Raw genomic sequence first — 22,519 nt, forward strand, 5'->3', positions numbered from 1 at the left:
CCAAATGTGGGTGGTTTGACGGTGCTGTGACAGGGAGGTGACGTTGCGCAAGGGCTGGCACGATTGCTGCAACATTTGGTCACAGATCATTTGCAGGAGACATTCCCATGCACCGCAGAACCCTGGTGGCCTTGGCCGCCCTGGCCACAGGCTTGCCCGCCGCCACCGTTTCCCTCGCGCAGACGGACGAAATCCGCATTGCGCACGTGTACAGCAAGACCGGCCCGCTGGAGGCGTACGGCAAGCAGACGCAGACCGGCCTGATGATGGGGCTGAGCTACGCCACAGGCGGCAGCATGACCATCAACGGCAAGAAGCTGGTGGTGATCGAGAAAGACGACCAGGGCAAGCCCGACCTGGGCAAGAGCCTGCTGGCAGCGGCCTACTCGGACGACAAGGCCGACATTGCTGTGGGCCCCACCAGCTCGGGCGTGGCTCTGGCGCTGCTGCCGGTGGCCGAGGAATACAAGAAAATCCTGCTGGTCGAACCCGCCGTGGCCGACGCCATCACGGGCGACAAGTGGAACAAATACATCTTCCGCACCGGCCGCAACAGCAGCCAGGACGCCATCAGCAACGCCGTGGCGATCGACAAGGCCGGCGTGACCGTGGCCACACTGGCGCAGGACTACGCCTTTGGCCGTGACGGCGTGAAAGCCTTCAAGGACGCGCTGAAGAACGCCAAGCTCGTGCACGAGGAATACCTGCCGACGAACACGACCGACTTCACCGCCGGTGCCCAGCGCCTGATCGACAAGCTCAAGGACCAGCCGGGGCGCAAGATCATCTTCATCATCTGGGCGGGCGCGGGCAACCCGTTCAAGATTGCCGACCTGGACTTGAAGCGCTACGGCATCGAGATCGCCACGGGTGGCAACATCCTGCCCGCCATGGTGGCCTACAACCAGTTTCCGGGCATGGAAGGGGCTACGTACTACTACTTTGGCTTCTCGCGCAACCCGGCCAACCTGTGGCTGGTGACCAACCACTACACCCAGTTCAAATCACCGCCCGACTTCTTTACCGCCGGGGGCTTCACCGCCGCCATGGCGCTGGTCAAGGCGCTCAAGACCACCGGTGGGGATACCGAGACCCAGCGCCTGATACGCACCATGGAGGGCATGAGCTTTGAGTCCCCCAAGGGCTGGATGACCTTCCGCAAGGAAGACCACCAAGCGTTGCAAAGCATGTACCACTTCCGCGTATCGGCTGGTGCGCGGCCCGGCACGCTGGCGGACCTGCGCCTGGTGCGCGAGATCCGTCAGGAGGAGATGGATCTGCCCATACGCAACGCCCGGCAAGACACCGTACAAACCCTGACAAAAACACAGACAATTGTTCAAAAATCAGACAATTGATATGTCTGAAAAATAGACAAATTGTTCTGGCTGCTTGTAAAAATCGTTACCAATCAACGATGTACATGCTGGCACGAAGTGTGCAATATGCAGTCATCACCACAGGAGGCAATCCCATGCAACGACGCACCATGATCTCTCTGGCCGCTCTGGCCGCCACGCTGTCCACCGCTGCCCTGGCGCAGACGGGCGAAATCCGCATTGCGCACGTGTACAGCAAGACGGGCCCGTTCGAAGCCTATGGCAAGCAGACCCAGACCGGCCTGCTGATGGGCCTGAACTACGCCACGGGCGGCAGCATGACGATCAACGGCAAGAAGCTGGTTGTGATCGAAAAAGACGACCAGGGAAAGCCTGACCTGGGCAAGAGCCTGCTGGCTGCCGCATATGCTGACGACAAAGCTGACATCGCCGTGGGACCGAGCTCCAGCGGTGTGGCCCTGGCCATGCTGCCCGTGGCGGAAGAGTACAAAAAGATCCTGCTGGTCGAACCCGCCGTGGCCGACGCCATCACGGGCGACAAGTGGAACAAATACATCTTCCGCACCGGCCGCAACAGCAGCCAGGACGCGATCAGCAACGCCGTGGCCATCGACAAGCCCGGCGTGACGGTGGCCACGCTGGCGCAGGACTATGCCTTTGGGCGCGACGGCGTGAAGGCCTTCAAGGACGCGCTGAAGAACGCCAAGCTGGTGCACGAGGAATACCTGCCGACGAACACCACGGACTTCACGGCCGGTGCGCAGCGCCTGATCGACAAGCTCAAGGACCAGCCGGGGCGCAAGATCATCTTCATCATCTGGGCAGGGGCGGGCAACCCGTTCAAGATCGCCGACCTGGACTTGAAGCGCTACGGCATCGAGATCGCCACGGGCGGCAACATCCTGCCTGCCATGGCCAGCTACAAGAACTTCCCCGGCATGGAGGGCGCGACGTACTACTACTTCGGCATCCCCAAGAATCCGGCGAACGAGGCGCTGGTGTCCATGCACTACAAGCAGTTCCAGACCCCGCCGGACTTCTTCACCGCGGGCGGCTTCTCGGCGGCCATGGCCCTGGTCACGGCCCTCAAGGCCACCAATGGCGACACCAACACCAACAAGCTCATCAAGACCATGGAAGGCATGAGCTTTGACACGCCCAAGGGCAAGATGACCTTCCGCAAGGAAGACCACCAGGCCATGCAGAGCATGTACCACTTCAAGATCAAGGTGGACCCGGCCTTTGCCTGGGGCGTGCCCGAGTTGGTGCGTGAGATCAAGCCCGAGGAAATGCAGATCCCGATCCGCAACAAGCGCTGATTCCGGTTGGCGAGGCCCGGCGCGCCAGCGCGTGCGCCGGGGTGCATCCCGCAGGGGCGGCCGCCCCTCTTTTTCCAGTGAACGCAAGAACCCCGGGCACACGGGGAGGGTGGGCTGTTGCCTGCCCCCACAACCCCACAGGAGACAGACAACATGACGATGAGAATCCTTCAGACGGCGGCCGCCGTGGCAGTGTGTGCGATGGCGGGCTCGGCCTGGGCGGCGGTGGAACTGCCCGCCCTGCAACTCGACAAAACCCAGACCACGGTATCGGGCCTGTCCTCTGGCGGGTACATGGCGGTGCAGTTGCACGTGGCGTTTTCCTCGGTGTTTGCCAAGGGGGCGGGCGTGGTGGCGGGCGGCCCGTTCTATTGCGCCGAGGGATCGGTGGTCAACGCCACGGGTCGGTGCATGGCCAGCCCTGCGGGCATTCCCACCAGTACGCTGGTAGGCACCACCAACACCTGGGCCAGCCAGGGGCATGTAGACCCGGTGTCCCACCTGCAGAACTCCAAGGTCTATCTGTTCTCGGGCTCGGTGGACAGCGTGGTCAAGACCGGCGTCATGGACGCCCTCAAGACCTACTACAACAGCTTTGTACCTGCCGCCAACGTGGTGTACAAAAAAGACATCGCCGCAGAGCATGCCCTGGTGACCGACGACTACGGCAGCGCCTGCTCGGTCAAGGGCTCGCCCTACATCAACGATTGCAACTTCGACCTGGCCGGTGCCATGCTGCAGCACCTGTACGGGCCGCTCAACGCGCGCAGCAGCACGGCCCTGCCCGAGAGCAGCTTTGTCGAGTTCAAGCAAAGCAGCTTCATCAGCGGCCACGGCATGGCCAGCAATGGCTGGGCCTACATCCCGCAGGCCTGCCAGAGCGGCGCCACCTGCCGCCTGCACGTCGCGCTGCACGGCTGCAAGCAGAACGTGAGCGACGTGCAGCAGCAGTACGTGCGCAACACCGGCTTCAACCGCTGGGCCGAGACCAACCACATCGTGGTGCTGTACCCGCAAACCAGCACCGCCGCCACCAACAGCTGCTGGGACTGGTGGGGCTACGACAGCGCCAACTACGCCAAGAAGACCGGCCCGCAGATGGCCGCCATCAAGGCCATGGTGGACCGCCTGGGCAGCGGTGGTGCAACGCCGCCCGACCCCGACCCGGTGCTGCTGCCCGCCCCCACGGGCGTGAGCGCCTCGGGCGCCACCGCCAGCAGCATGGCCCTGGGCTGGAACAGCGTGGCTGGAGCCGACGGCTACCACGTGTACCGCAACGGCAACAAGGTCAATGCGCTCACCGTGTATGGCACCAGCTATACCGACACTGGCTTGGCCGCCTCCACCACCTACCAATGGACGGTGCGTGCCGTGGACGCCCAGGGCGTGGAAGGCACGGCCTCGGCCCCCGTATCGGCCACCACCCTGGCGGCCAGCGGCGGCGAGACACCCACCTGTACCACTGCCAGCAACTACGCCCACACCCTGGCGGGCCGGGCCTATGCGCTGTACGGTTTCACCTATGCCAACGGTTCCGGCCAGGGCATGGGGTGGTGGAACATTTTCACGACCACCACACTGAAGAAGACCGGCCCCAACTACTACGTGATCGGCACCTGCCCCTGAGCCCACAGGGCCTGCCTGGTGGCGGGAACACCCAAGGAACGAGACAGTGAAAGCGAGCAAGAACCCATGAGTACCCTGGCCACCCGGGACTTGACCATCCGCTTTGGCGGCCACGTGGCGGTCAATGCCGTGACCTGTGCCTTCGAGCCAGGCACGCTGACCGCCATCGTGGGCCCCAACGGCGCGGGCAAGACCACCTACTTCAACCTGATCTCCGGCCAGCTCAAGGCCACCAGCGGCTCGGTGACGCTGGGCGGTCGTGAGCTGACGGGGCAATCCGTCTCGCAGCGCACGCGCGCCGGGCTGGGGCGGGCGTTCCAGCTCACCAACCTGTTCCCCAACCTCACGGTGCTGGAGAACGTGCGCCTGGCCGTGCAGGCCACGCAAGAGGGCAAGCACCGCCGGGGCCTGAATCTCTGGAGCATCTGGAGTGACCACCGCCAGCTCACCGAGCGGGCGCAGGCCATCTTGCACCAGGTGGCGATGTTTGAACGCCGCGATACCCCGGTGGCCAGCCTGCCGCACGGCGACCAGCGCAAGCTCGAAGTCGCGCTGCTCATGGCGCTGGAGCCGCAGGTGTACATGTTCGACGAGCCTACGGCGGGCATGAGCCACGACGAGGCACCCGTGATCCTGAACCTGATCCGCGAGCTGAAGAAGGACAAGACCAAGATCATCCTGCTGGTGGAGCACAAGATGGACGTGGTGCGCGAGCTGGCCGACCGCATCATCGTGCTGACCAACGGCACGCTGGTGGCCGACGGCCTGCCGGCCGAGGTGATCGCATCGCCCGTGGTGCAGGAAGCCTACCTGGGCGTGAGCAAGGACGCAGACAAGGAGGCCGCATGAGCACCCCCCACCTTCTGGAGCTCAAGGGCGTGCACACGCACATCGGGGCGTACCACATCCTGCATGGCGTGGAACTGGCCGTGCCGCGCGGCGAGCTGACCATGCTGCTGGGCCGCAATGGCGCGGGCAAGACGACCACCCTGCGCACCATCATGGGCCTGTGGCAGGCCTCGCAGGGCAGCATCCACTTTGGCGGGCAGGACATCACGCGCATGCACACGCCGCAGATTGCAGGCCTGAACATCGCCTATGTGCCCGAGAACATGGGCATCTTTGCCGACCTCACGGTGAAGGAAAACATGCTGCTGGCCGCGCGCAAGGCCAGCCATGCCGGGCAGATGGACCAGGCCCGGCTGGAATGGATTTTCAAGCTGTTCCCGGCCGTGGAGAAATTCTGGAACCACCCCGCCGGCAAGCTCAGCGGCGGGCAGAAACAGATGCTGGCTGTGAGCCGCGCCATCGTCGAGCCGCGCGAGCTGCTCATCGTGGACGAGCCCAGCAAGGGTCTGGCGCCGGCCATCATCAACAACATGATCGACGCCTTCGACCAGCTCAAGAAGAGCGGCGTGACCATCCTGCTGGTCGAGCAGAACATCCACTTCGCCAAGCGCCTGGGCGATGCCGTGGCCGTGATGGACAACGGCCGTGTGGTGCACGCCGGCCGTATGGCCGACCTGGCCGCCGACGAGGCGCTGCAGCAGTCCCTGCTGGGACTCGCACTCTGAGGGGGTTTATATGAGAAATATGCCTCTAACGCCCATGAATAAAGCGCAAGCAGCTATAAAAACAATAGCAAAACAAACCGCAGGAAAGGCCACGCCATGAACCGCCGCGACCTGGATTGGAAACCCCTGGCCCTGGTGCCGTTGCTGGCGCTCATCGTGCTGCCGCTCATCGGCTCGCCCAGCACCTGGCTCACGCTCACGGTGGCGGGGCTGGCCATGGGCATGATCATTTTCATCATCGCTTCGGGCCTCACGCTGGTGTTCGGCCTGATGGACGTGCTGAACTTCGGCCACGGCGTGTTCATCGCGTTGGGCGCCTTTGTGGCCACCAGCGTGCTCGGCGCCATGGGCGACTGGACGGGCAGCGCCGAGCTGTGGCGCAACCTGGTGGCCGTGCTGCCCGCCATGCTGGTGGCCATGGCCGTGGCGGGCGCGCTGGGCCTGGCGTTCGAGCGCTTCATCGTGCGCCCGGTGTACGGCCAGCACCTCAAGCAAATCCTCATCACCATGGGCGGCATGATCATTGGCGAGGAGCTCATCAAGGTCATCTGGGGGCCGCAGCAGATCCCGCTGCCCCTGCCCGAGGGCATGCGCGGCTCGCTGCTGGTGGGCGATGCAGCGATCGAGAAGTACCGCCTGGTCGCCGTGGCCGTGGGCTTGGTGGTGTTCGGCGTGCTGGCCTGGACGCTCTCGCGCACCAAGGTGGGCCTGCTCATCCGCGCGGGCGTGCAGGACCGCGAGATGGTCGAGTCGCTCGGCTACCGCATCCGGCGCCTGTTTGTGGGCGTGTTCGTGGCGGGCTCGGCGCTGGCAGGCCTGGGCGGCGTGATGTGGGGGCTGTACCAGCAGAACGTCGTTCCGCAGATGGGCGCGCAGGTCAATGTGCTGATCTTCATCGTCATCATCATCGGCGGCCTGGGCAGCACGGGCGGTGCGCTCATCGGCGCTTTGCTGGTGGGCCTGATGGCCAACTACACCGGCTTCCTGGTGCCCAAGGTGGCGCTGTTTTCCAACATCGCCCTGATGGTCGCCGTGCTGCTGTGGCGCCCGCAGGGTGTCTATCCCGTCACGAACCGTTGAAGAGGCGCCCGACATGTTGAACCGACTTCTCTCCGGTGACTACCCGCGCAGCAAGGTGCTGGCGGTCATTCTGCTGGCCGTTCTCCTGGGCCTGGCGTTTGCACCCTTCCTGTTTCCTGGTGTCAAGCCGCTGTCGGTGGCCGCCAAGGTGCTGGTGTTTGTGGTGCTGGTGGCCAGCTTCGATCTGTTGTTGGGCTACACCGGCATCGTGAGCTTTGCGCACACCATGTTCTTCGGCATTGGTGCGTACGGCATTGCCATTGCGACCACGCGCCTGGGCGCCACCTGGGGCGCACTGGCCGTGGGCGTGGGTGGGGCGCTGCTGCTGTCGCTGCTGCTGTCGCTGGCGGTGGGGCTGTTCTCGCTGCGCGTGCGCGCCATCTTCTTTGCCATGATCACGCTGGCCGTGGCGGCGGCGTTCCAGACGCTGGCCTCGCAGCTTTCGGACTTCACCGGCGGTGAGGACGGCCTGACTTTCAAGGTGCCCGAGCTGCTGTCGCCCAGCTTCGAACCCTTCGAGGAACCCTTTCTGGGCGTGACCATCGACGGGCGCCTGATCTGCTACTACCTGCTGTTTGTCACGGCGGTGGCGCTGGTGCTGGCGCTGCTGCGCATCGTCAACTCGCCCTTCGGCCGTGTGCTGCAGGCCATCCGCGAGAACGAGTTCCGCGCCGAGGCCATTGGCTACCGCGTGGTGGTGTACCGCACCACGTCCAGCGTGCTGTCGGCCCTGTTCGCCACGCTGGCGGGCTGCATGCTGGCGCTCTGGTTGCGCTACAACGGGCCGGACACCTCGCTCAGCTTCGAAATCATGATGGACTGCCTGCTCATCGTGGTCATCGGCGGCATGGGCACCATCTACGGCTCGGCCATCGGCGCCGTGCTGTTCCTGGTGGCGCAAAGCTACCTGCAAGACCTGCTGCGCCTGGGGCATGAAGCAGCTTCCAGCCTGCCCTGGCTGGCCGCGCTGCTCTCGCCCGACCGCTGGCTGCTGTGGCTGGGGGTGCTGTTCGTGCTCTCGGTCTATTACTTCCCCACGGGCGTCGTCGGCCGCCTGCGCGCCGCGGCAGCGCATTGAGACCACGCAACGCACCCCGCACCACAAGGTTGCCCACCATGTCACCCCAATCCCGCTACGCCACCTGCGCTGGCTATGAAATCCACTACACCGAATGGGGTGCAGGCGATGCCCCCGTGGTGATCGCCTGGCACGGCCTGGCGCGCACCGGACGCGACATGGACGACCTGGCTGCGCACCTGGCAGGGCGCTACCGCGTGATCTGCCCCGACACTTTGGGTCGGGGCCTGAGCCAGTGGAGCCGCAACCCGGTGCAGGAATACCGCTTGGCCTTTTATGCGCAATTGGCTGCCGATCTGTTCGACCAGTTGGGCATTGCCCAGGCGCACTGGATCGGCACCTCGATGGGGGGCGCCATCGGCACGGTCTGCGCTGCAGGCCTGTTCGAGCCGCGATTGCACGGGCGCATCCGCAGCCTGCTGCTCAATGACAACGCGCCGCGCCTGGCCGATGCGGCGCTGGAGCGTATCAAATCCTACGCGGGCCAGCCCCCCGCGTTCGATACCGTGGCCGAGCTGGAGGCCTTCTTCCGACAGGTGTACCAGCCCTATGGCTGGCTGAGCGATGCGCAGTGGCGCCGTTTGACGGAGACCTCCACCCGCCGCCTGCCAGACGGCCGCGTGACGCCGCACTACGACCCGGCCATGGTGCAGCAGTTCACCCACCACGAGAACGACTACCTGATCTGGGACCACTACGACCGGCTCGACATCCCCGTGCTGTGCCTGCGCGGGGCAGATTCGGACCTCGTGCTGCCCGAGACCGTCGCAGAAATGCTGACCCGAGGCCCTGGTGCACGCGGCCTGGCGCAGGTGATCGAGGTGCCAGGTTGCGGCCACGCACCCGCGCTCAACGTGCCCGCGCACTACGCGCTGGTGGACGCCTTCCTCGCGAGGGCAGAACAGGCAGTTTGAGCCCCTCCCGTGCTGCCGCCTGGTGGGCGCGCGGGAGGGCTTTCTTGGCGTTCGTTGCACCGCTTGCGGCGTATCCAACGGGCGCAGCCCAGTCCGGCAACCACTGCGCAAGGGCCGCCAGTGCTCCGAGTGTGGGCGCAGCCGCTCAGGGGGCTGTCCCCTTTACCTCCTGAACCGCTCGCCGTTGAAGTAGGTCAGCTCCACGAAGTCGGTTCCGTCGTGGTCGTTGGGGCCGTAGCGCACCTCGAAGCCGCCCAGGTCGTAGGGGCGCATGGAGTGCAGGGCCTCGATGAATTTCTCGCGCGAGGCGGCGCGTCCGGCGCGGCGCAGGGCCTCGATGAGGATGCGTGCATTCACATAGCCCTCGAACGAGGAATAGCCAATGTCCACATTCCCCAGCTTCTTGATGGCCTCCTGGTAGGCCTTGACCACCGGGATGGCGGGGTTCGTGGGGTTGGGCACCACTTGCGCCACGGTGATGCCGGCGGCCGCTTCGCCCAGCGCCGCCAGCAGCGGCCGCGAGCCCAGGAACGAGATCGAGAACGCAGGCGCCTTGATGCGCTGGCGCAGAGACTTGTAGAACGGAATGCCGCTGGCGCCGATGGCCAGCGACATCAGCGCATTGGGCTGGAACTGCACGATCTCCTGCACCGCTTTTTCAATGCCTTCAGGGGTTTCCTGCACCAGAAATGGCTTCCACTGTGTGTTGTTCGTGGCACGGGCGGCCGCCTCGAAGGCCGCCAGCGTGGCCTTGCCGAAAGGGTTGTCGAAGTAGCCCACGGCCATCTTGGTAAAGCCCGTGGAGCTGAGCTGGCGCGCAATCTTGGCCAGTTCCTGTGCGTAACTGGCCCGGGTGTGGAACACCAGTGGGTTGAAGGGGCGCAGCGCGTCCGAACCCGTGGCCGGAGCCAGCAGCGGTACCTTGGCTTCGGCCAGCACCTTGAGCGCACCCATCACGCTGGTGGTGCCGCCGCAGGCAAACATGGTGAACACCTGGTCCTTCTTGAGCAGCGTGGCCGTGTTTTCGGCGGCCTTCTCGGGGGCGCCGGCGTCGTCCAGGCTGAAGAACTCGACCGGGCGCCCGTCGATGCCGCCGCGGTCGTTCACCTCCTTGAAAGCGGCGGCAATGCCCTTGTTCATCTCCACAAACGGGAAGGCCAGCGGCCCGGTCAGCGCGGCTGTCTGGCCGATGCGCCATGCATCGCCCTGCGCATGGGCCCAGGCCGAAGGGCCCAGGGTGGCCAGGGCGGCGGTGCCCTGGAGCAGGCGGCGGCGGTCCAGAAGGGGGAGGGTGCTGGGCGTTGGTTGGTTCATGGTGGGGTTCCGGTGTGTGTTCCCAAGATCGGTCAAAACGTGTCCAGAAGTATCGATTTGTATGTTTCTGTGCGTTATTCAGGGTAACCCTTGCGCGCAGGCCCAATTCGTCACATCCGTGACACATTCTCCATTGGATACAAGGTGCGATGGCGGTGCATTGCCCTTGGTCAACCTGGCAGGTACAGCGCGCGAAAGTCGTTCACGTTGGTGAAGGTGGGGCCGGTCACCACCAGGTCGCCCAGGGCAGCGAAGAAGCTGTAGGCATCGTGCCGCGCCAAGTGGTCCGTGGCTGACAGGCCCAGTGCCTGGGCGCGGGCCAGGGTGTCGGGGGTGATCAGGGCACCTGCGTTGTCTTCCACGCCGTCGATGCCGTCGGTGTCGGCCGCCAGGGCGTACACCCCGGGCTCGCCCTGCAGGGCCAGGGCGCAGGACAGTAGAAATTCGCTGGCTCGGCCGCCCCGGCCCCGTGGGTGGGCGCCCGGGGTGCCCAGCGTGACCGTGGTCTCCCCGCCGGACAGCAGCACGCAGGGCCTCGTGACTGGCTGGCCCTGGCGTGCCACCTGCCGTGCCAGGGCGGCGTGCACCTTGCCCACGTCGCGGCTCTCGCCCTCGATGGCATCCGACAGGATGTGTGCCGCCACGCCTTGTGCACGTGCCAGTGCGGCGGCAGCCTCCAGGCTGTGCTGGGGCGTGGCGATGAGGTGCACAGCATGGCCTTGGAACCGCGCATCTCCGGGCTTGGGGGTCTCGAAGGCGCCGCTGGCGAGGCCGGCGTGCGCCGCGGCAGGCAGGGGTAGTTGGTAGCGCTGGCAAATGGCCAGTGCGTTCTGGCAGGTGCTGGGGTCGGGTACGGTGGGGCCGCTGGCGATGACGGCGGGGTCGTCGCCCGGCACGTCGCTGATGAGCAGCGACACCACGCGTGCCGGGGCGGCCAGCGCCGCCAGCCGCCCGCCCTTGAGGGCCGAGAGGTGCTTGCGCACGCAGTTCATCTCGTCAATGCTGGCGCCGCTGGCCAGCAGCGCCTGGTTCAGGGCCTGCTTGTCGGCCAGGGTGATGCCAGGCGCAGGCTGGGCCAGCAGGGCCGAGCCACCGCCGGAAATGAGTGCCAGCACCAGATCGTCCGGCCCCAGGCCTGCTACCTGCGCGGCGATGCGCGTGGCAGCCTGCTGCCCGGCGGCGTCGGGCACGGGGTGGGCCGCCTCCAGCACGGCAATGCGCGCCTGGGGCTGTGGCAGGCCGGGCGGGACATGGCCGTAGCGTGTGACCACCAGGCCTTGCAGTGGCGCATCGGCGGGCCACAGCGCATCGACCGCTGCGGCCATGCTGGCAGCGGCCTTGCCCGCGCCCACCACCACGGTGCGCCCACGCGGGGGCGGCGGCAGGTACGGAGCCAGCACCTGTGCGGGCTGGGCGCGGGCCACGGCGGTGTCGAACAGCGCGCGCAGAAAGGCGCGGGCGTCGGTGGGGGCGGTCATGGGGTGCCGGGCTCGCCGTGGATGGGCGCGCGCAGGCGTGTGGTGGCACGTGATCGGGGCCGCAGTGCCGCCTGGCAGGCGCGGCGGTAGGCACGCAGTTGGGCATCGGCCAGGGCCACCACGCTGCCTGGTTCTGCGGTCACGCCGCGTGGGTGCATGCCTGCGGCTTGGCCGGTAAGCAGTGCAATGCCCTCGCTCACATGCTGCACGGCCCACAGGTGAAAGCGCCCCTGCGCCACGGCCTGCACGATGCGTGGCTCCAGCATCAGGTGGCGCTGGTTGCGCGCCGGGATCAGCGCCCCCTGGCTGCCGTCAAGCCCCGCGGTTTCACAGGCGCGAAACCACCCTTCGATCTTTTCATTGATGCCGCCCACGGGCAGCACCTCGCCGTGCTGGTTGAGTGCGCCGGTCACCGCAATGCCCTGCGCCAGCGGCAGGCCCGAGAGCGAGGACAGCAACGCATACAGCTCGGCGCACGAGGCCGAGTCGCCCTCCACGCCGCTGTACTCCTGCTCGAACACCACCGAGGCATTGAGCGCCAGCGGCGCCAGGTGGCCGAACAGCGCGTTCAGGTAGCTGTGCAGGATGAGCACGCCCTTGTCGTGGATGGGGCCAGACATCTCGACCTCGCGCTCGATGTTGAGCAGCCCCTCCTGCCCGGCAAAGGTGCGTGCGGTGATGCGCACCGGAAAGCCGAAGCGGTAGTCGCCCAGGTCGATCTGCGTGAGCGCGTTGATCTGGCCCACCTGCCAGCCGTGCAGCGCGAGCAGGCGCTCGCCGTCGGTGATGCTCTCGTGCAGGCGCTGTTCGGGGTAGTTGTGGCGCAGGGTGCGGGCCTGCAGGGCGGCTTCCACGTCGTGCAGGGCCACCAGGCTGGCACCGCGCGCGCGGCACAGGGCGGCGGCCTCGATGGCCAGGGCCTCGGTGTAGGCGAACAGGGCGCTCTGGCGGGTCTGGTCGTCGGCCTCGCGGTGGCTGTGCTCCAGCATGCGGGCCACGGCGTCGGGGCCAAAGTGCGGCAGGCCGCGCTTCTTGCAGGTGTGTGCCACGAACACGGCGCTGGCCTGGTAGGTTTGCGCACTGGCGCTGAAGGACTCGGCAAAGTCCACCTTTACACGAAAGCGCCGGGCCACTTCGGGGTCGCCCTCCTGCAGGGCGTAGTACTCCTCGATCGAGCCGACCAGCACAAACTTGACCTGCACATCCACCGCCTCGGGTTGCAGCGCAGCGGTGGCCTGGATGCCGTGGCTGCTGCCCAGCTCCTCGATCTGCAGGCGGCTGCAGCGCAGAAAGCGGCGCAGGCGCTCCCACAGGCTTTCGTTGCCCAGCAGGTCGCGCAGATGCAGCAGCAAAAAGCCGCCATGCGCCTTGAGCAGGCTGCCCGCGTGGATGTGGGAGAAGTCGGCCTGCACGGCGTCGTCTTCGGCCTGTACCTCGATGCTGCCAAACAGGCTGCGCAGCTGCGGGTTGTCCTCGATCAGCACGGGCGCAGTTTGCAGCCCGGCGTTGTCCACGGCCAGGTTCACATGGCAGCGCGAGAGCAGGGTGTCCAGCTGCTCCTTGCGCTCGTCTTCTGCAGCCTCGTTGCCCTGCACGGACATGAAAAGGTCGAGCTGCTCCAGCACCTGCTGGCGCACCTGGTCCAGCCACTGTCCGAGCTTGACGGTGTCCTTGATCTGTTTGCGCAGGGGGTTGCGCACCTCTTGCAGCCCATGGTCCAGCAGGGGGCGCACCACCTGGCGCCGCAGTTGCGTCAGTGCGTCGTCGCGCTGGCGCTCCAGTGGGCGCATGTCGTCCAGAAAGCGGGCGATGGCGTTGCGCAGCTTCTGCTCGGCATCGTCAATTTCGGCGCGGCGTTCGCGCGTGAGGGCGCGGGCGTCGGCTTCGGTCAGCGGCTCGCCCTGGGGGCCGAGCAGGGTGAAGACCATGTGCCCCTCGTCGCGCGAGAGGCGAAAGCGCAGCGACTCGGCCAGCGCATCCAGTTCGGCAAAGGCTTGCGACTCGCGGGCCTGGTAGGCCTGTTCGATGCGCGCACTCTCGGCACGGAAGTCGGCACCGTCCAGGCGCTTGGGGATGTCGGCCTGCAGCGCACGGGTGAGCTGCTCCATGCCCTGGCGCAGTGCGCGCCCCTGGCCCGCGGGCAGGCGCAGCGCGCGTGGGCGCTCGGGGTTGTCAAAGTTGTGCAGGTAGCATAGGTCGGGGGGCACGGCGCGCTGGGCGGCGGCCTGCTTCATGGCCTGGTGCAGCAGCGACGCGCGGCCGCTGCCCACCTCGCCGAGCACGAACAGGTTGTAGTCCGGCTGCTCCAGCCCCAGGCCAAAGCGTGCGGCGGCCTCGGCGCGCTCCTGTCCGATCCAGGGCAGCGGTTGGTCCTGCAACTCGGCGGTGCTGGCGAAGCCCAGGCGGTCGGGGGCAATGTTCAGGCGCAGTTGTTCGGGGGCAAGGGCGGTGGCGGACATGGGGTATTCAATAGAAGCAAAAATCGGTTTTTGCGCAGTGGTGGCAAGCGCTGCGTGCTATCAAATTTCAAGTATTTGCCTGGGTGGCCATCTGCTTTTCCCGCAGGTGCACCAGGGTCTGCAGCATGCGATTGGCAGGCGTGGCGATGCCCAGCGCCTCGCCCTGGCGCACGATGTAGCCGTTGAGGTGGTCGATCTCCGTGGGCCGTCCGCGCGCCAGGTCCTGCGCGGTGGACGAAATCTGAGTGGACATGCTCGCAGCCAGCGGCAGCACTGCATCGGCCGTGCCCGCAGGCAGCGCGATGCCCTTGGCGTGGGCCACGGCCAGGCATTCCTGCACGATGTCGTCCATCATGCGAGGCACGTTCAGCCCCGGGCTGTCCACGATGGCGCCGTAGGCCAGCCCCGTGAGCGCCGAGAGCGGGTTGTACACACAGTTGAGCACCAGCTTGGCCCAGAGGGCGCCGGCCACGTTGTCCGACACCTGCACCGGAATTCCCGCTGCCGCAAAGGTCTGTGCAATGGCCTGGCTTTGCGGTGCGGGGGCAATCACCAGTTCGCCCCGGCCATGGTGGCGCACGTGGCCCGGCCCGGCCATTCCAGCGGCCACATACACCACGGCTGGCAGCACCGTGTGCGCCAGCATGGTTTGAAGGCGCTCGGCGTTGTCCACCCCATTCTGCAGGCTCAGCACCACGGCGTCCGGTGCCAGATAGGGCTTCATGGCCTGCCCGGCACTCTCGGTGTCGGTCGATTTGACGCAAAACAGCACGCACTGCGCGCCTTGCACGCCGCTGGGCTCGGTGTCGGCCTGCAGGCGTACCCGTTCCGAAAACGACAAGGTGTCCAGCAGCAATCCGTCTCGGCGCACGGCCTCGACATGGGCCGCGCGTGCCACCAGCACGACCTCGTGCCCTGCGCGTGCAAGCATGCCGCCGTAGTAGCAGCCCACGGCGCCAGCGCCCATCACGGCAATTCTCATGGCAACGTCCTTTCAACAGCTTGTGTGTGCCTGGGCATCGTGCGCAGGCAGACATGGGGCAGTGTAGGACAAGGGTGCAACGGGTGGCACACTGTGCAAATCCTTCGCTCACAGACTTCTGCCGTGTCCTCCAAACCCTTGCCCGAACCCATGACCTGGACGGTGGATGTGTCCTTGCTTGGCAGTCCCGTGGTGCTGCGTCAGACGGCGGGAGTGTTTCTGGTGACCTTTGCCGTCGTGTCGCTTTTTGCGTGTGGAATTTTCGCTGTCGAGGGCGATTGGGCAGGCATTCTTCCCACGCTGGGGGTGTTGGCGCTGGTGCATGTGGGACTGGTGTTGGGGGCGCTTGCTGTCATGGTGCTGTATTTCGGGAACCGCATTGCCATGGAATTCACGGTAGATGAGCGTGGCGTTTTTTCGCAGGTGCGCGATCGCAAGGCCCACAAGGCATCGCAGTTGGCCGTTGTTCTGGGTTTGGCAACGGGCAGATTCACGGTGGCAGGTGCGGGCATGCTGGCGCGCAGCGGCGCCAGCAGTTTTGTCCCCTGGAAGGCCGTGCAGCGGGTGCGCTGCGACGAGGCGCGCCACACCATTCATCTGGACGGTGGGTGGCGAACGCGCGCCGCCTTGTTCTGCACCCCGCAGAACTACCACCTGGCACGCACCTGGGCCTTGCGCATGTGCCCCAGCACATGAAGACACGCGTGTTTCTGCTTTTGTTGGGCGCTGTGCTTGTGCTCTGGGGTGCGGGGCTTCCCATGGTGCTGTGGCTGGGTGCCGAAGCGCAGGGCACGGTCACGCAGGTGCGGCGGCAGTTGGGTGACAGGGGCGAGGCCATTCCCAATCGCTACACCTACACCATCGCCTATGAGTTTCGACTCCCCAATGGACAGATGGCGCAGGGCCATACGCAGCGGGTGGGCGATTTTTTTGCCCCACGCGACATGGCGGTGGGCAAGCCAGTGCGCGTGCGCTATCTGCCTGGCGCACCCTGGCTGAACGAGATTCCGGCGGCTCATTGGGCGGCTGGCCTGGAGCGCGCCATCGTGACCGTGGTGGGTGCGGGACTGGTGGCGCTGGCTTTCCGGCAACCCAAGACCATGCCCGGCACAGGCCGTCGATCACGCCGTCCTGGATGAGCCTTGTCCGTTCAACGTCACGTTGACTTCTGGGGATATTGCCGGGAAGATACAAAAAGATACAAGGAGGTCGCATGCGTCTAGGGAAATATATCGTTCGTGCGCTGGCATGTGGTGTGCTGGTGATCGGGGGCCTGGGGACCGTGTTTGCCCAGACCCAGGGAGGGTTCTGGGGACGACTGGCCTTCGACACTGCGGTGGGTGAGGGGGACAACCGGTTTCGGTACGGAAACTGGTATGGCCCCGGTTGGTGGGGTGGCAGCGAGCTGTCTGACCGGGTGGGCGGATTGCCGCCGGTGGATGCGCTGGATGCCGTGGCGCAAAAGCATGACTTTGGCTACGAGCTGGCAGAGGAGCTGGGTGCCGGCAACCGGGCCCTGGAGGCCCACTACAAGGCCTTGGCCGATGTGATTGCGGTGCGGGATACGCTTGCTTTGCCCGAGGACCCCAGGCGATGGAGTCCACCTGCGAAAGACCCGGAACTGGCCCGCAAGTACCGTGAACGCATTGCGCTGGGTTTCCCGAACTACCAGCAACGATTGAATGAGCTGAAGGCGGTGGTTCCGTCGCGCATCGATCCCAGCCACCCAGAGGCCTTGGATTCTGTGTTGGAAGGAAAGAAACCCATCGACGCAGCCGAGCTGGAAAGGCGGATGAACCAGCGGGTGCGGGCGTGGAACAAAGCCTACATGGATCGCCAGGCGCAAAGCGGCAGAGCGAATGTGCTGGATATTCCGTCTGCAACCCCCCAGCAGCCCAGGCCAGACGCCACGGCTGTGATGCTTTGTACCTGCGAGGATTGGAACAGGGACGGTTTGTACGGTGTGGTTCTCAAAGGGGAAATACTCTCGGCCAATTACGGCCCGTACGCAAAATGCATGGACTATGCCCGCAGCCTGCGCCAATGCCGGTCTGTTCCGCAGGCAGAGCGGCCGCGCCAGCCGACTGCGTCCGGAAACAGCTGCACCTGCGAGGACTGGGACAAGGATGGGCGCTATGGAGTGGTGCTCAATGGAAAGACGGTGTTGGCGCCCAATGTGGGGTCGCACCACCAGTGCATGTCCCGCGCCCAGTCCATGCGGCAATGTCAATAGCACCCTGGAGCCTTGCTGGGGGTTGGCACTTGGAGCGGCCACTTTAGACTCGAAAACCCTAACCAGGGGGCACTTTTCCTGAGGGGATGTGCGCCGATAATCCCCCCATGGAGCCCACCGCCAACGATCCAGTCGATCCCAGCCAGTGGAATGAAGACACCATGGCCGGGGAGCCTCTGGCCGAGTTGCCCGCCGTGGTGGAACTGCTGCGGCGGCGCTGCGGGGTGGATTTTTCTGGTTACAAGACGACCACCCTGACACGCAGGGTGCGCCACCGCATGGCGCAGGAGCAGGTGGAAACGGGCGCACAGTACCTGCAGCGCCTGGAGGCAGATGAGGTGGAGCGCCAGGCTTTGTGCGGCGACCTGTTGATCCATGTGACCGAGTTCTTCCGCGACGCGTCAGCGTTTGCGTACCTGGCCGAGGTGGTGCTGCCCGACCTGCTGCGCGGTCGCCCGGCCAGCGAAGACCTGCGCATCTGGTCGGCCGGCTGCGCCACGGGGCAGGAGGCCTACACCTTGGCCATGCTGGCGCTGGATGTGGCCGGGCGCATGGGGTTCCATGGCAACGTCAAGGTGTTTGCCACCGACCTGGGCGCCCAGGCGCTGGAGGTGGCTTCGCGCGGGCAATACGACGATGACGCGCTGGCCGCCGTACCGGAGGCGCTGCAGGGACGCTACTTCGTGCGCGAGGGGCAGGGGGCCATGCGGGTGGACGGTTCGCTGCGTCGCCATGTGGTGTTTGCCCGGCACAACCTGCTGACTGACCCGCCCTTCACGCGCATCGACCTGGCCGTATGCCGCAACCTGCTGATCTACCTGCAGCCCGAAGCACAGGTCAAGGCCTTGTCGCAGCTGCATTTTGCGCTCAGGCCGCACGGCATTCTGATGCTGGGGGCCAGCGAGACCATCGACGCGCTCGACGCCCCGGCCTTCGCCCCGCTGGACCGCAGCGCCAAGCTGTTCCGCAAGCAGGGCGTGGCGCTGGCCCGGGTGATCGACGCGCCCACCCAAGGTGCGCAGGCCGTGCCCGGCGTACCCGACGACGCCTTGGCCGATGGCAAGGATGAGCCGCCTTCGCATCTGCTGCAGGCCGAGCTGCAGGCGACCCGTGAGCGTCTGCAAGAGATGGTGGTGGAGCTGCAGGCCAGCCACGAGCGCATCGACCTGAGCAACGAGGAGCTCACCGCCTCCAACGAGGAGCTGCAAAGCGCCAACGAGGAGCTCAAGTCCGTCAACGAAGACCTGTACGCCCTCAACCGCGAACTGCACGCCAAGAACGAGGAGCTCGCCGCGCTCACGCGCGACTACGACCACCTGCTCGACAGCACCGACATCGGCACGGTGTTCCTGGATGCGCAACTGTGCCTGCGTCGCATCAGCCCTGGGGTCGAGGACTACCTGGCCCTGCGGCCCACAGACATTGGGCGGCCCGTGGCCGATATCCACTATCGGCTGGGGCCGCAAGAGGTCTTTCTGGCCGATCTGCAGCGTTGTGCGCGCACAGGTGCACGCATCGAAACCGAGGTGCGCCTGCCCAATGGGCGCTGGGTGTTCCAACGCATGCTGCCCTTCAAGGAAGAGGGCAAGAGCGACGACGGCGTGGTGCTGACCTGGACCGACATCAGCGAGGTCAAACGCATACAGCACCTTGCAGACCAGTTGGCCAGCGACCGCTCGCGCCTGATGGCCATCATGGATGCATTGCCCGATGGGGTGTACATCACCAACCCGAGCTACGCCATTGAGTACATCAACCCTGCCATGCAGAAGGAGTTTGGCCCGGTGCAGGGGCGCAAGTGCTACGAGTACTTCCATGGCCGCCAGTCCCCTTGTGACTGGTGCAAGAACGCCGATGTGTACGCAGGCAAAACGGTGAATTGGGAATGGACCAATGCACAGGGCCAGTCCTACGAGCTGTTCGACATGCCGCTGCACAACGCCGACGGCAGCATCAGCAAGCTGGAGCTTATCCACAACGTTACGGCGCCCATGGAGCAGCGCCGCCGCATGGAGCAGGTGGCGCGGCTGGCCCACGTGGGGCATTGGGAATGGACCGTGGCCAGCGGCGAACTGCGTTGGAGCGATGAAACCTTTGCGTGCTTTGGTTATGCGCCGGGGGCGGTGACTCCCTCCTTCGACCTGTTTTTGCAGCATGTCGATCCGCTGGACCAGGCGCGGGTGCGTGCTGCCGTGCAAAAGTCGCTCGATGACTGCAAACCCTATGAAGTGGAGTTCCGCTTTCGGCGCGCCGATGGCCATGTGTGTGTGGGCCTGGCCATGGGGGAGGTCTCCTGCGATCCATCGGGCAAACCGGTGACCATGGCCGGTGCCATGCAGGACATCACGACGCTGCGCGACACCGAGAAGCGGTTTACAGTGGCTTTCTCGGCCAGCCCGCTGGCGGCCTCCATTGCGCGGGCCTCCGACGGCATGTTCCTGGAGGTCAACGACAAATACGAAGCTTTCTTCGGCTGGACCCGCGATGACCTGGTGGGCCACACCACGCTGGAGATCGGCCTGTGGGTCGATCTGGCTGCACGCGAGGCTTGGCTGGAAGAGCTGCGTCTGCACGGCTCGGTGCTGGATTACGAATGCCAGTGGCGCAGCAAGTCTGGCGGCATTCACCATGTCAGCATTTCGGCTGGGCTGGTGGATGTGGAAAACCAGCCCCTGGTGCTGGCCTTCATTCAGGACATCAACGAGCGCAAGGAGGCCCAGGCGCGCATCGATTTCCTGGCGCACCATGACCCACTTACCGGCCTGCCCAACCGCGTGCTGTTTCGGGATCGCTTTGAGTTGGCGATGGCATGGTCCGAGCACGCGGGCAACAAGGTGGCGTTGCTGTACCTGGATTTGGATCATTTCAAGACCATCAATGACACCCTGGGCCACCCCGTGGGTGATCAGATGCTGCAACAAGTCGCGCAGCGCCTGCGCAGCTGCGTGCGTGACACCGACACCATCAGCCGTCAGGGCGGGGACGAATTCCTCATTGCACTGACCGGTGTGCAGGACATGGACGCCGTCAACCGCATGGCCACCCAGGTGGTGCAGGCACTGGCGCAGCCTTTCCAGATCGAGGGCCATGAACTGGCCGCCAGCCTGTCGGTGGGCGTGGCGGTGTGGCCTGACGACGGAAACACCTTTGACGCCCTGCTGCAGCGAGCCGACACCGCGATGTACCAGGCCAAGGCGGCTGGGCGCAACACCTACCGCTTCTATACCGCGGCTATGAACACGCAGGCGCTGGAGCAACTCAAGCTGCGCACGGCCCTGCACTGGGCGCTGGATCAGCGCCAGTTCGTGCTGCACTACCAGCCGCAGATCGATCTGGCCAGCGGCCAGGTGGTGGGCGTGGAGGCCTTGGTGCGCTGGCAGCGCAGCCCCGAGGAGTTGCTGCCGCCGGGGCGCTTCATCGCCACGGCCGAAGAAAGCGGGCTCATCGTGCCCATGGGTGAATGGGTGCTGCGCGAGGCCTGCGCCCAGGCGGTGCGCTGGCAGCAGGCCGGGTTGCCCGAGCTGACCATGGCGGTCAATCTTTCGGCAGTGCAGTTCCGGCGTGGCGACCTGCTGAACAGTGTGACCCAGGCGCTGGCCGATTCGGGCCTGGAGCCCTCGCGCCTGGAGCTGGAGCTGACCGAGTCCCTGTTGATCGATGACGCCGAAGAGGTGCTGGAGAAGGTGCGCCGTTTCAAGGCGCTGGGCGTGTGCCTGTCGATCGACGACTTTGGCACGGGATACTCCAGCCTGGCCTACCTCAAGCGCTTTGCGGTGGACAAGCTCAAGATCGACCAGTCTTTTGTGCGCGACATCGTCAGCGACCCGGACGACGCCGCCATCGTGCGCGCCATCATCAGCATGGCGCGCAGCCTCAAGCTCAAGGTCATTGCCGAGGGCGTGGAAACCGCCGAGTTGGCCCGCTTTCTGCGCCTGTACCACTGCCACGAGGCGCAGGGCTTTCACTACGCCAAACCCATGCCGGCCGATGCCTTTGCGCAGTGGTTGCTCGACTACCAGGCGTCGGCGTGATGGCGCGCGCTGTTCTCTTCTTTTGATTGTTTCATGGCTACCAAGAACGCTTCGTCCGAATTTCGCATCCTCTCGCTCAGTGGCGGTGGCTACCTGGGGCTGTACACCGCCGTGGTGCTGGCCGACCTGGAAGCACGCGTCGGTGAACCCCTGGGGCGGCGCTTTGACCTGATTGCCGGCACTTCGGTGGGCGGCTTGCTGGGGCTGGCGCTGGCCTATGAAGTGCCCATGGCACAGATCGTCAAGCTGTTTGTGGAAAAGGGCGAAGACATCTTCTCGGCGCGCAAGCTGCCCAGCGGCGCCGTCACGCGCTTGCTGGATCTGACGCGTTCGGTGCTGGGCCCCAAGTACACCGGCGAGACCTTGCGCCAGGAGCTGACGCGCCACCTGGGTGAGCGCACGCTGGGCGATGCCCTGCACGCGGTGGTGATTCCTGCCGTCGATGTGTCACGCTGCGCCACCAAGGTCTTCAAGACCCCGCATGCCGATACCTCGCTGGGCGACGAGGACGTGCGCGCCGTCGATGTGGCCATGGCCACCAGCGCCGCACCGGCTTACTTTCCCAGCGTGCAGATCGGCCACACCCTGTACGCCGACGGCGGCCTGTTTGCCATGGCGCCCGACCAGGTGGCACTGCACGAAGCCGAGCTGTTCATGGGCGCCAAGCCCTCGCGCGTGCGCATGCTCTCGGTGGGAACGGCGGCCATGGGCTACCGCCCGGCCGACCAGATCGAGGCGGACGCAGGCGCTGTGGGCTGGCTCAATGACGGGCGCCTGATCCTGACCATGATCTCCGTGCAGCAGCAGCATGTGGTCGCAGTGATGGAAGACCGTCTGGAGGATCGCTACATGCGCATCGACGCCCCCTGGCCGGCCCGCGCCGGTTTGGGCATCGACATTGCCACCCGCTCGGCCGCACTCACCCTGACGGCCCTGGGCCGCGAGACGGTGGCACAACTCGATGCCCAGCGCATTCGTGCGTTTCTATGAGCCTTTTTGGCGGTTGGCGCTTAATTCATAAGCGTGAGTAGCTATAAAAATAATAGCGCAAAGCGCCAATGTGGGCGCGGCGGTACCCTTTACTTTTGCCG

At 65.6% G+C, this 22,519-nt stretch carries 17 protein-coding genes; 13 read left to right on the forward strand and 4 right to left on the reverse strand.

Annotation, left to right across the window (positions count from 1 at the left end):
- Positions 1-107: 107 nt before the first annotated feature.
- From GWK50_RS04635 to GWK50_RS04670, 8 genes are all read left to right on the forward strand, one after another.
- Positions 108-1,358 (forward strand): substrate-binding domain-containing protein, encoded by a 1,251-nt coding sequence (locus GWK50_RS04635; protein WP_162015520.1) that lies wholly within the window; start codon positions 108-110, stop codon positions 1,356-1,358.
- Between the two features lie 116 nt (positions 1,359-1,474).
- Positions 1,475-2,659 carry a substrate-binding domain-containing protein gene (locus tag GWK50_RS04640; protein WP_162015521.1) on the forward strand — a complete coding sequence of 395 codons (1,185 nt, stop codon included), beginning with the start codon at positions 1,475-1,477 and terminating at the stop codon, positions 2,657-2,659.
- A 153-nt stretch (positions 2,660-2,812) separates the two neighbouring features.
- Entirely contained in the window at positions 2,813-4,285 is a 1,473-nt protein-coding gene (locus GWK50_RS04645) for a PHB depolymerase family esterase (RefSeq protein ID WP_162015522.1), read from the forward strand.
- Positions 4,286-4,351: 66 nt separating this feature from the next.
- Positions 4,352-5,134, forward strand: coding sequence for an ABC transporter ATP-binding protein (locus GWK50_RS04650; RefSeq protein WP_162015523.1), 783 nt, complete (start codon positions 4,352-4,354; stop codon positions 5,132-5,134).
- On the forward strand, positions 5,131-5,859 hold the full coding sequence (locus GWK50_RS04655; RefSeq protein WP_162015524.1) for an ABC transporter ATP-binding protein: 729 nt from the start codon (positions 5,131-5,133) through the stop codon (positions 5,857-5,859). Before GWK50_RS04650 ends, GWK50_RS04655 begins: the two co-directional genes overlap by 4 nt.
- A gap of 96 nt (positions 5,860-5,955) precedes the next feature.
- Positions 5,956-6,939 carry a branched-chain amino acid ABC transporter permease gene (locus GWK50_RS04660; RefSeq protein ID WP_162015525.1) on the forward strand — a complete coding sequence of 328 codons (984 nt, stop codon included), beginning with the start codon at positions 5,956-5,958 and terminating at the stop codon, positions 6,937-6,939.
- Between the two features lie 13 nt (positions 6,940-6,952).
- Positions 6,953-8,017, forward strand: coding sequence for a branched-chain amino acid ABC transporter permease (locus GWK50_RS04665; protein WP_162015526.1), 1,065 nt, complete (start codon positions 6,953-6,955; stop codon positions 8,015-8,017).
- A 38-nt stretch (positions 8,018-8,055) separates the two neighbouring features.
- A complete protein-coding gene (locus GWK50_RS04670) occupies positions 8,056-8,931 on the forward strand; it encodes an alpha/beta hydrolase (RefSeq protein ID WP_162015527.1) in 876 nt (291 codons plus the stop codon).
- A gap of 162 nt (positions 8,932-9,093) precedes the next feature.
- Here GWK50_RS04670 and GWK50_RS04675 read toward each other — a convergent pair whose 3' ends face one another.
- The 4 genes from GWK50_RS04675 to GWK50_RS04690 form a co-directional block, all read right to left on the reverse strand.
- Entirely contained in the window at positions 9,094-10,245 is a 1,152-nt protein-coding gene (locus tag GWK50_RS04675) for an ABC transporter substrate-binding protein (RefSeq protein WP_162015528.1), read from the reverse strand.
- A gap of 170 nt (positions 10,246-10,415) precedes the next feature.
- Positions 10,416-11,723, reverse strand: a complete 1,308-nt coding sequence (locus GWK50_RS04680) for a glycerate kinase (protein ID WP_162015529.1) — start codon at positions 11,721-11,723, stop codon at positions 10,416-10,418.
- A complete protein-coding gene (locus tag GWK50_RS04685; protein WP_162015530.1) occupies positions 11,720-14,182 on the reverse strand; it encodes an ATP-binding protein in 2,463 nt (820 codons plus the stop codon). The genes GWK50_RS04680 and GWK50_RS04685 overlap by 4 nt, the downstream gene beginning before the upstream one ends.
- Before the next feature lie 67 nt (positions 14,183-14,249).
- Positions 14,250-15,164 carry a 2-dehydropantoate 2-reductase gene (locus tag GWK50_RS04690; protein ID WP_162015531.1) on the reverse strand — a complete coding sequence of 305 codons (915 nt, stop codon included), beginning with the start codon at positions 15,162-15,164 and terminating at the stop codon, positions 14,250-14,252.
- A gap of 123 nt (positions 15,165-15,287) precedes the next feature.
- On the opposite strand from GWK50_RS04690, the gene GWK50_RS04695 reads away from it, so the two are divergent.
- From GWK50_RS04695 to GWK50_RS04715, 5 genes are all read left to right on the forward strand, one after another.
- Positions 15,288-15,860: a hypothetical protein gene (locus GWK50_RS04695; RefSeq protein ID WP_162015532.1), complete on the forward strand. Its 573-nt coding sequence runs from the start codon at positions 15,288-15,290 to the stop codon at positions 15,858-15,860.
- Positions 15,861-15,868: 8 nt separating this feature from the next.
- Entirely contained in the window at positions 15,869-16,303 is a 435-nt protein-coding gene (locus GWK50_RS04700) for a hypothetical protein (RefSeq protein ID WP_162015533.1), read from the forward strand.
- 143 nt (positions 16,304-16,446) lie between these two features.
- Positions 16,447-17,397, forward strand: a complete 951-nt coding sequence (locus tag GWK50_RS04705) for a hypothetical protein (protein ID WP_162015534.1) — start codon at positions 16,447-16,449, stop codon at positions 17,395-17,397.
- A 107-nt stretch (positions 17,398-17,504) separates the two neighbouring features.
- Positions 17,505-21,428, forward strand: a complete 3,924-nt coding sequence (locus GWK50_RS04710) for an EAL domain-containing protein (protein WP_162015535.1) — start codon at positions 17,505-17,507, stop codon at positions 21,426-21,428.
- Between the two features lie 33 nt (positions 21,429-21,461).
- Complete coding sequence (locus GWK50_RS04715; protein ID WP_162015536.1) at positions 21,462-22,418, forward strand: CBASS cGAMP-activated phospholipase; 957 nt, start codon at positions 21,462-21,464, stop codon at positions 22,416-22,418.
- Positions 22,419-22,519: the final 101 nt, after the last annotated feature.

Origin of the sequence: Acidovorax sp. 210-6 (genome assembly GCF_010020825.1) — a bacterium.
Lineage (GTDB): Bacteria > Pseudomonadota > Gammaproteobacteria > Burkholderiales > Burkholderiaceae_C > Simplicispira > Simplicispira sedimenti.

Excerpts from the sequence above, each read along its gene's own strand:
- GWK50_RS04635 (WP_162015520.1), top strand. The coding sequence starts at position 108 with ATGCACCGCAGAACCCTGGTGGCCTTGGCCGCCCTGGCCACAGGCTTG.
- GWK50_RS04640 (WP_162015521.1), top strand. The coding sequence starts at position 1,475 with ATGCAACGACGCACCATGATCTCTCTGGCCGCTCTGGCCGCCACGCTG.
- GWK50_RS04645 (WP_162015522.1), top strand. The coding sequence starts at position 2,813 with ATGACGATGAGAATCCTTCAGACGGCGGCCGCCGTGGCAGTGTGTGCG.
- GWK50_RS04650 (WP_162015523.1), top strand. The coding sequence starts at position 4,352 with ATGAGTACCCTGGCCACCCGGGACTTGACCATCCGCTTTGGCGGCCAC.
- GWK50_RS04655 (WP_162015524.1), top strand. The coding sequence starts at position 5,131 with ATGAGCACCCCCCACCTTCTGGAGCTCAAGGGCGTGCACACGCACATC.
- GWK50_RS04660 (WP_162015525.1), top strand. The coding sequence starts at position 5,956 with ATGAACCGCCGCGACCTGGATTGGAAACCCCTGGCCCTGGTGCCGTTG.
- GWK50_RS04665 (WP_162015526.1), top strand. The coding sequence starts at position 6,953 with ATGTTGAACCGACTTCTCTCCGGTGACTACCCGCGCAGCAAGGTGCTG.
- GWK50_RS04670 (WP_162015527.1), top strand. The coding sequence starts at position 8,056 with ATGTCACCCCAATCCCGCTACGCCACCTGCGCTGGCTATGAAATCCAC.
- GWK50_RS04675 (WP_162015528.1), bottom strand. The coding sequence starts at position 10,245 with ATGAACCAACCAACGCCCAGCACCCTCCCCCTTCTGGACCGCCGCCGC.
- GWK50_RS04680 (WP_162015529.1), bottom strand. The coding sequence starts at position 11,723 with ATGACCGCCCCCACCGACGCCCGCGCCTTTCTGCGCGCGCTGTTCGAC.
- GWK50_RS04685 (WP_162015530.1), bottom strand. The coding sequence starts at position 14,182 with ATGTCCGCCACCGCCCTTGCCCCCGAACAACTGCGCCTGAACATTGCC.
- GWK50_RS04690 (WP_162015531.1), bottom strand. The coding sequence starts at position 15,164 with ATGAGAATTGCCGTGATGGGCGCTGGCGCCGTGGGCTGCTACTACGGC.
- GWK50_RS04710 (WP_162015535.1), top strand. The coding sequence starts at position 17,505 with ATGGAGCCCACCGCCAACGATCCAGTCGATCCCAGCCAGTGGAATGAA.
- GWK50_RS04715 (WP_162015536.1), top strand. The coding sequence starts at position 21,462 with ATGGCTACCAAGAACGCTTCGTCCGAATTTCGCATCCTCTCGCTCAGT.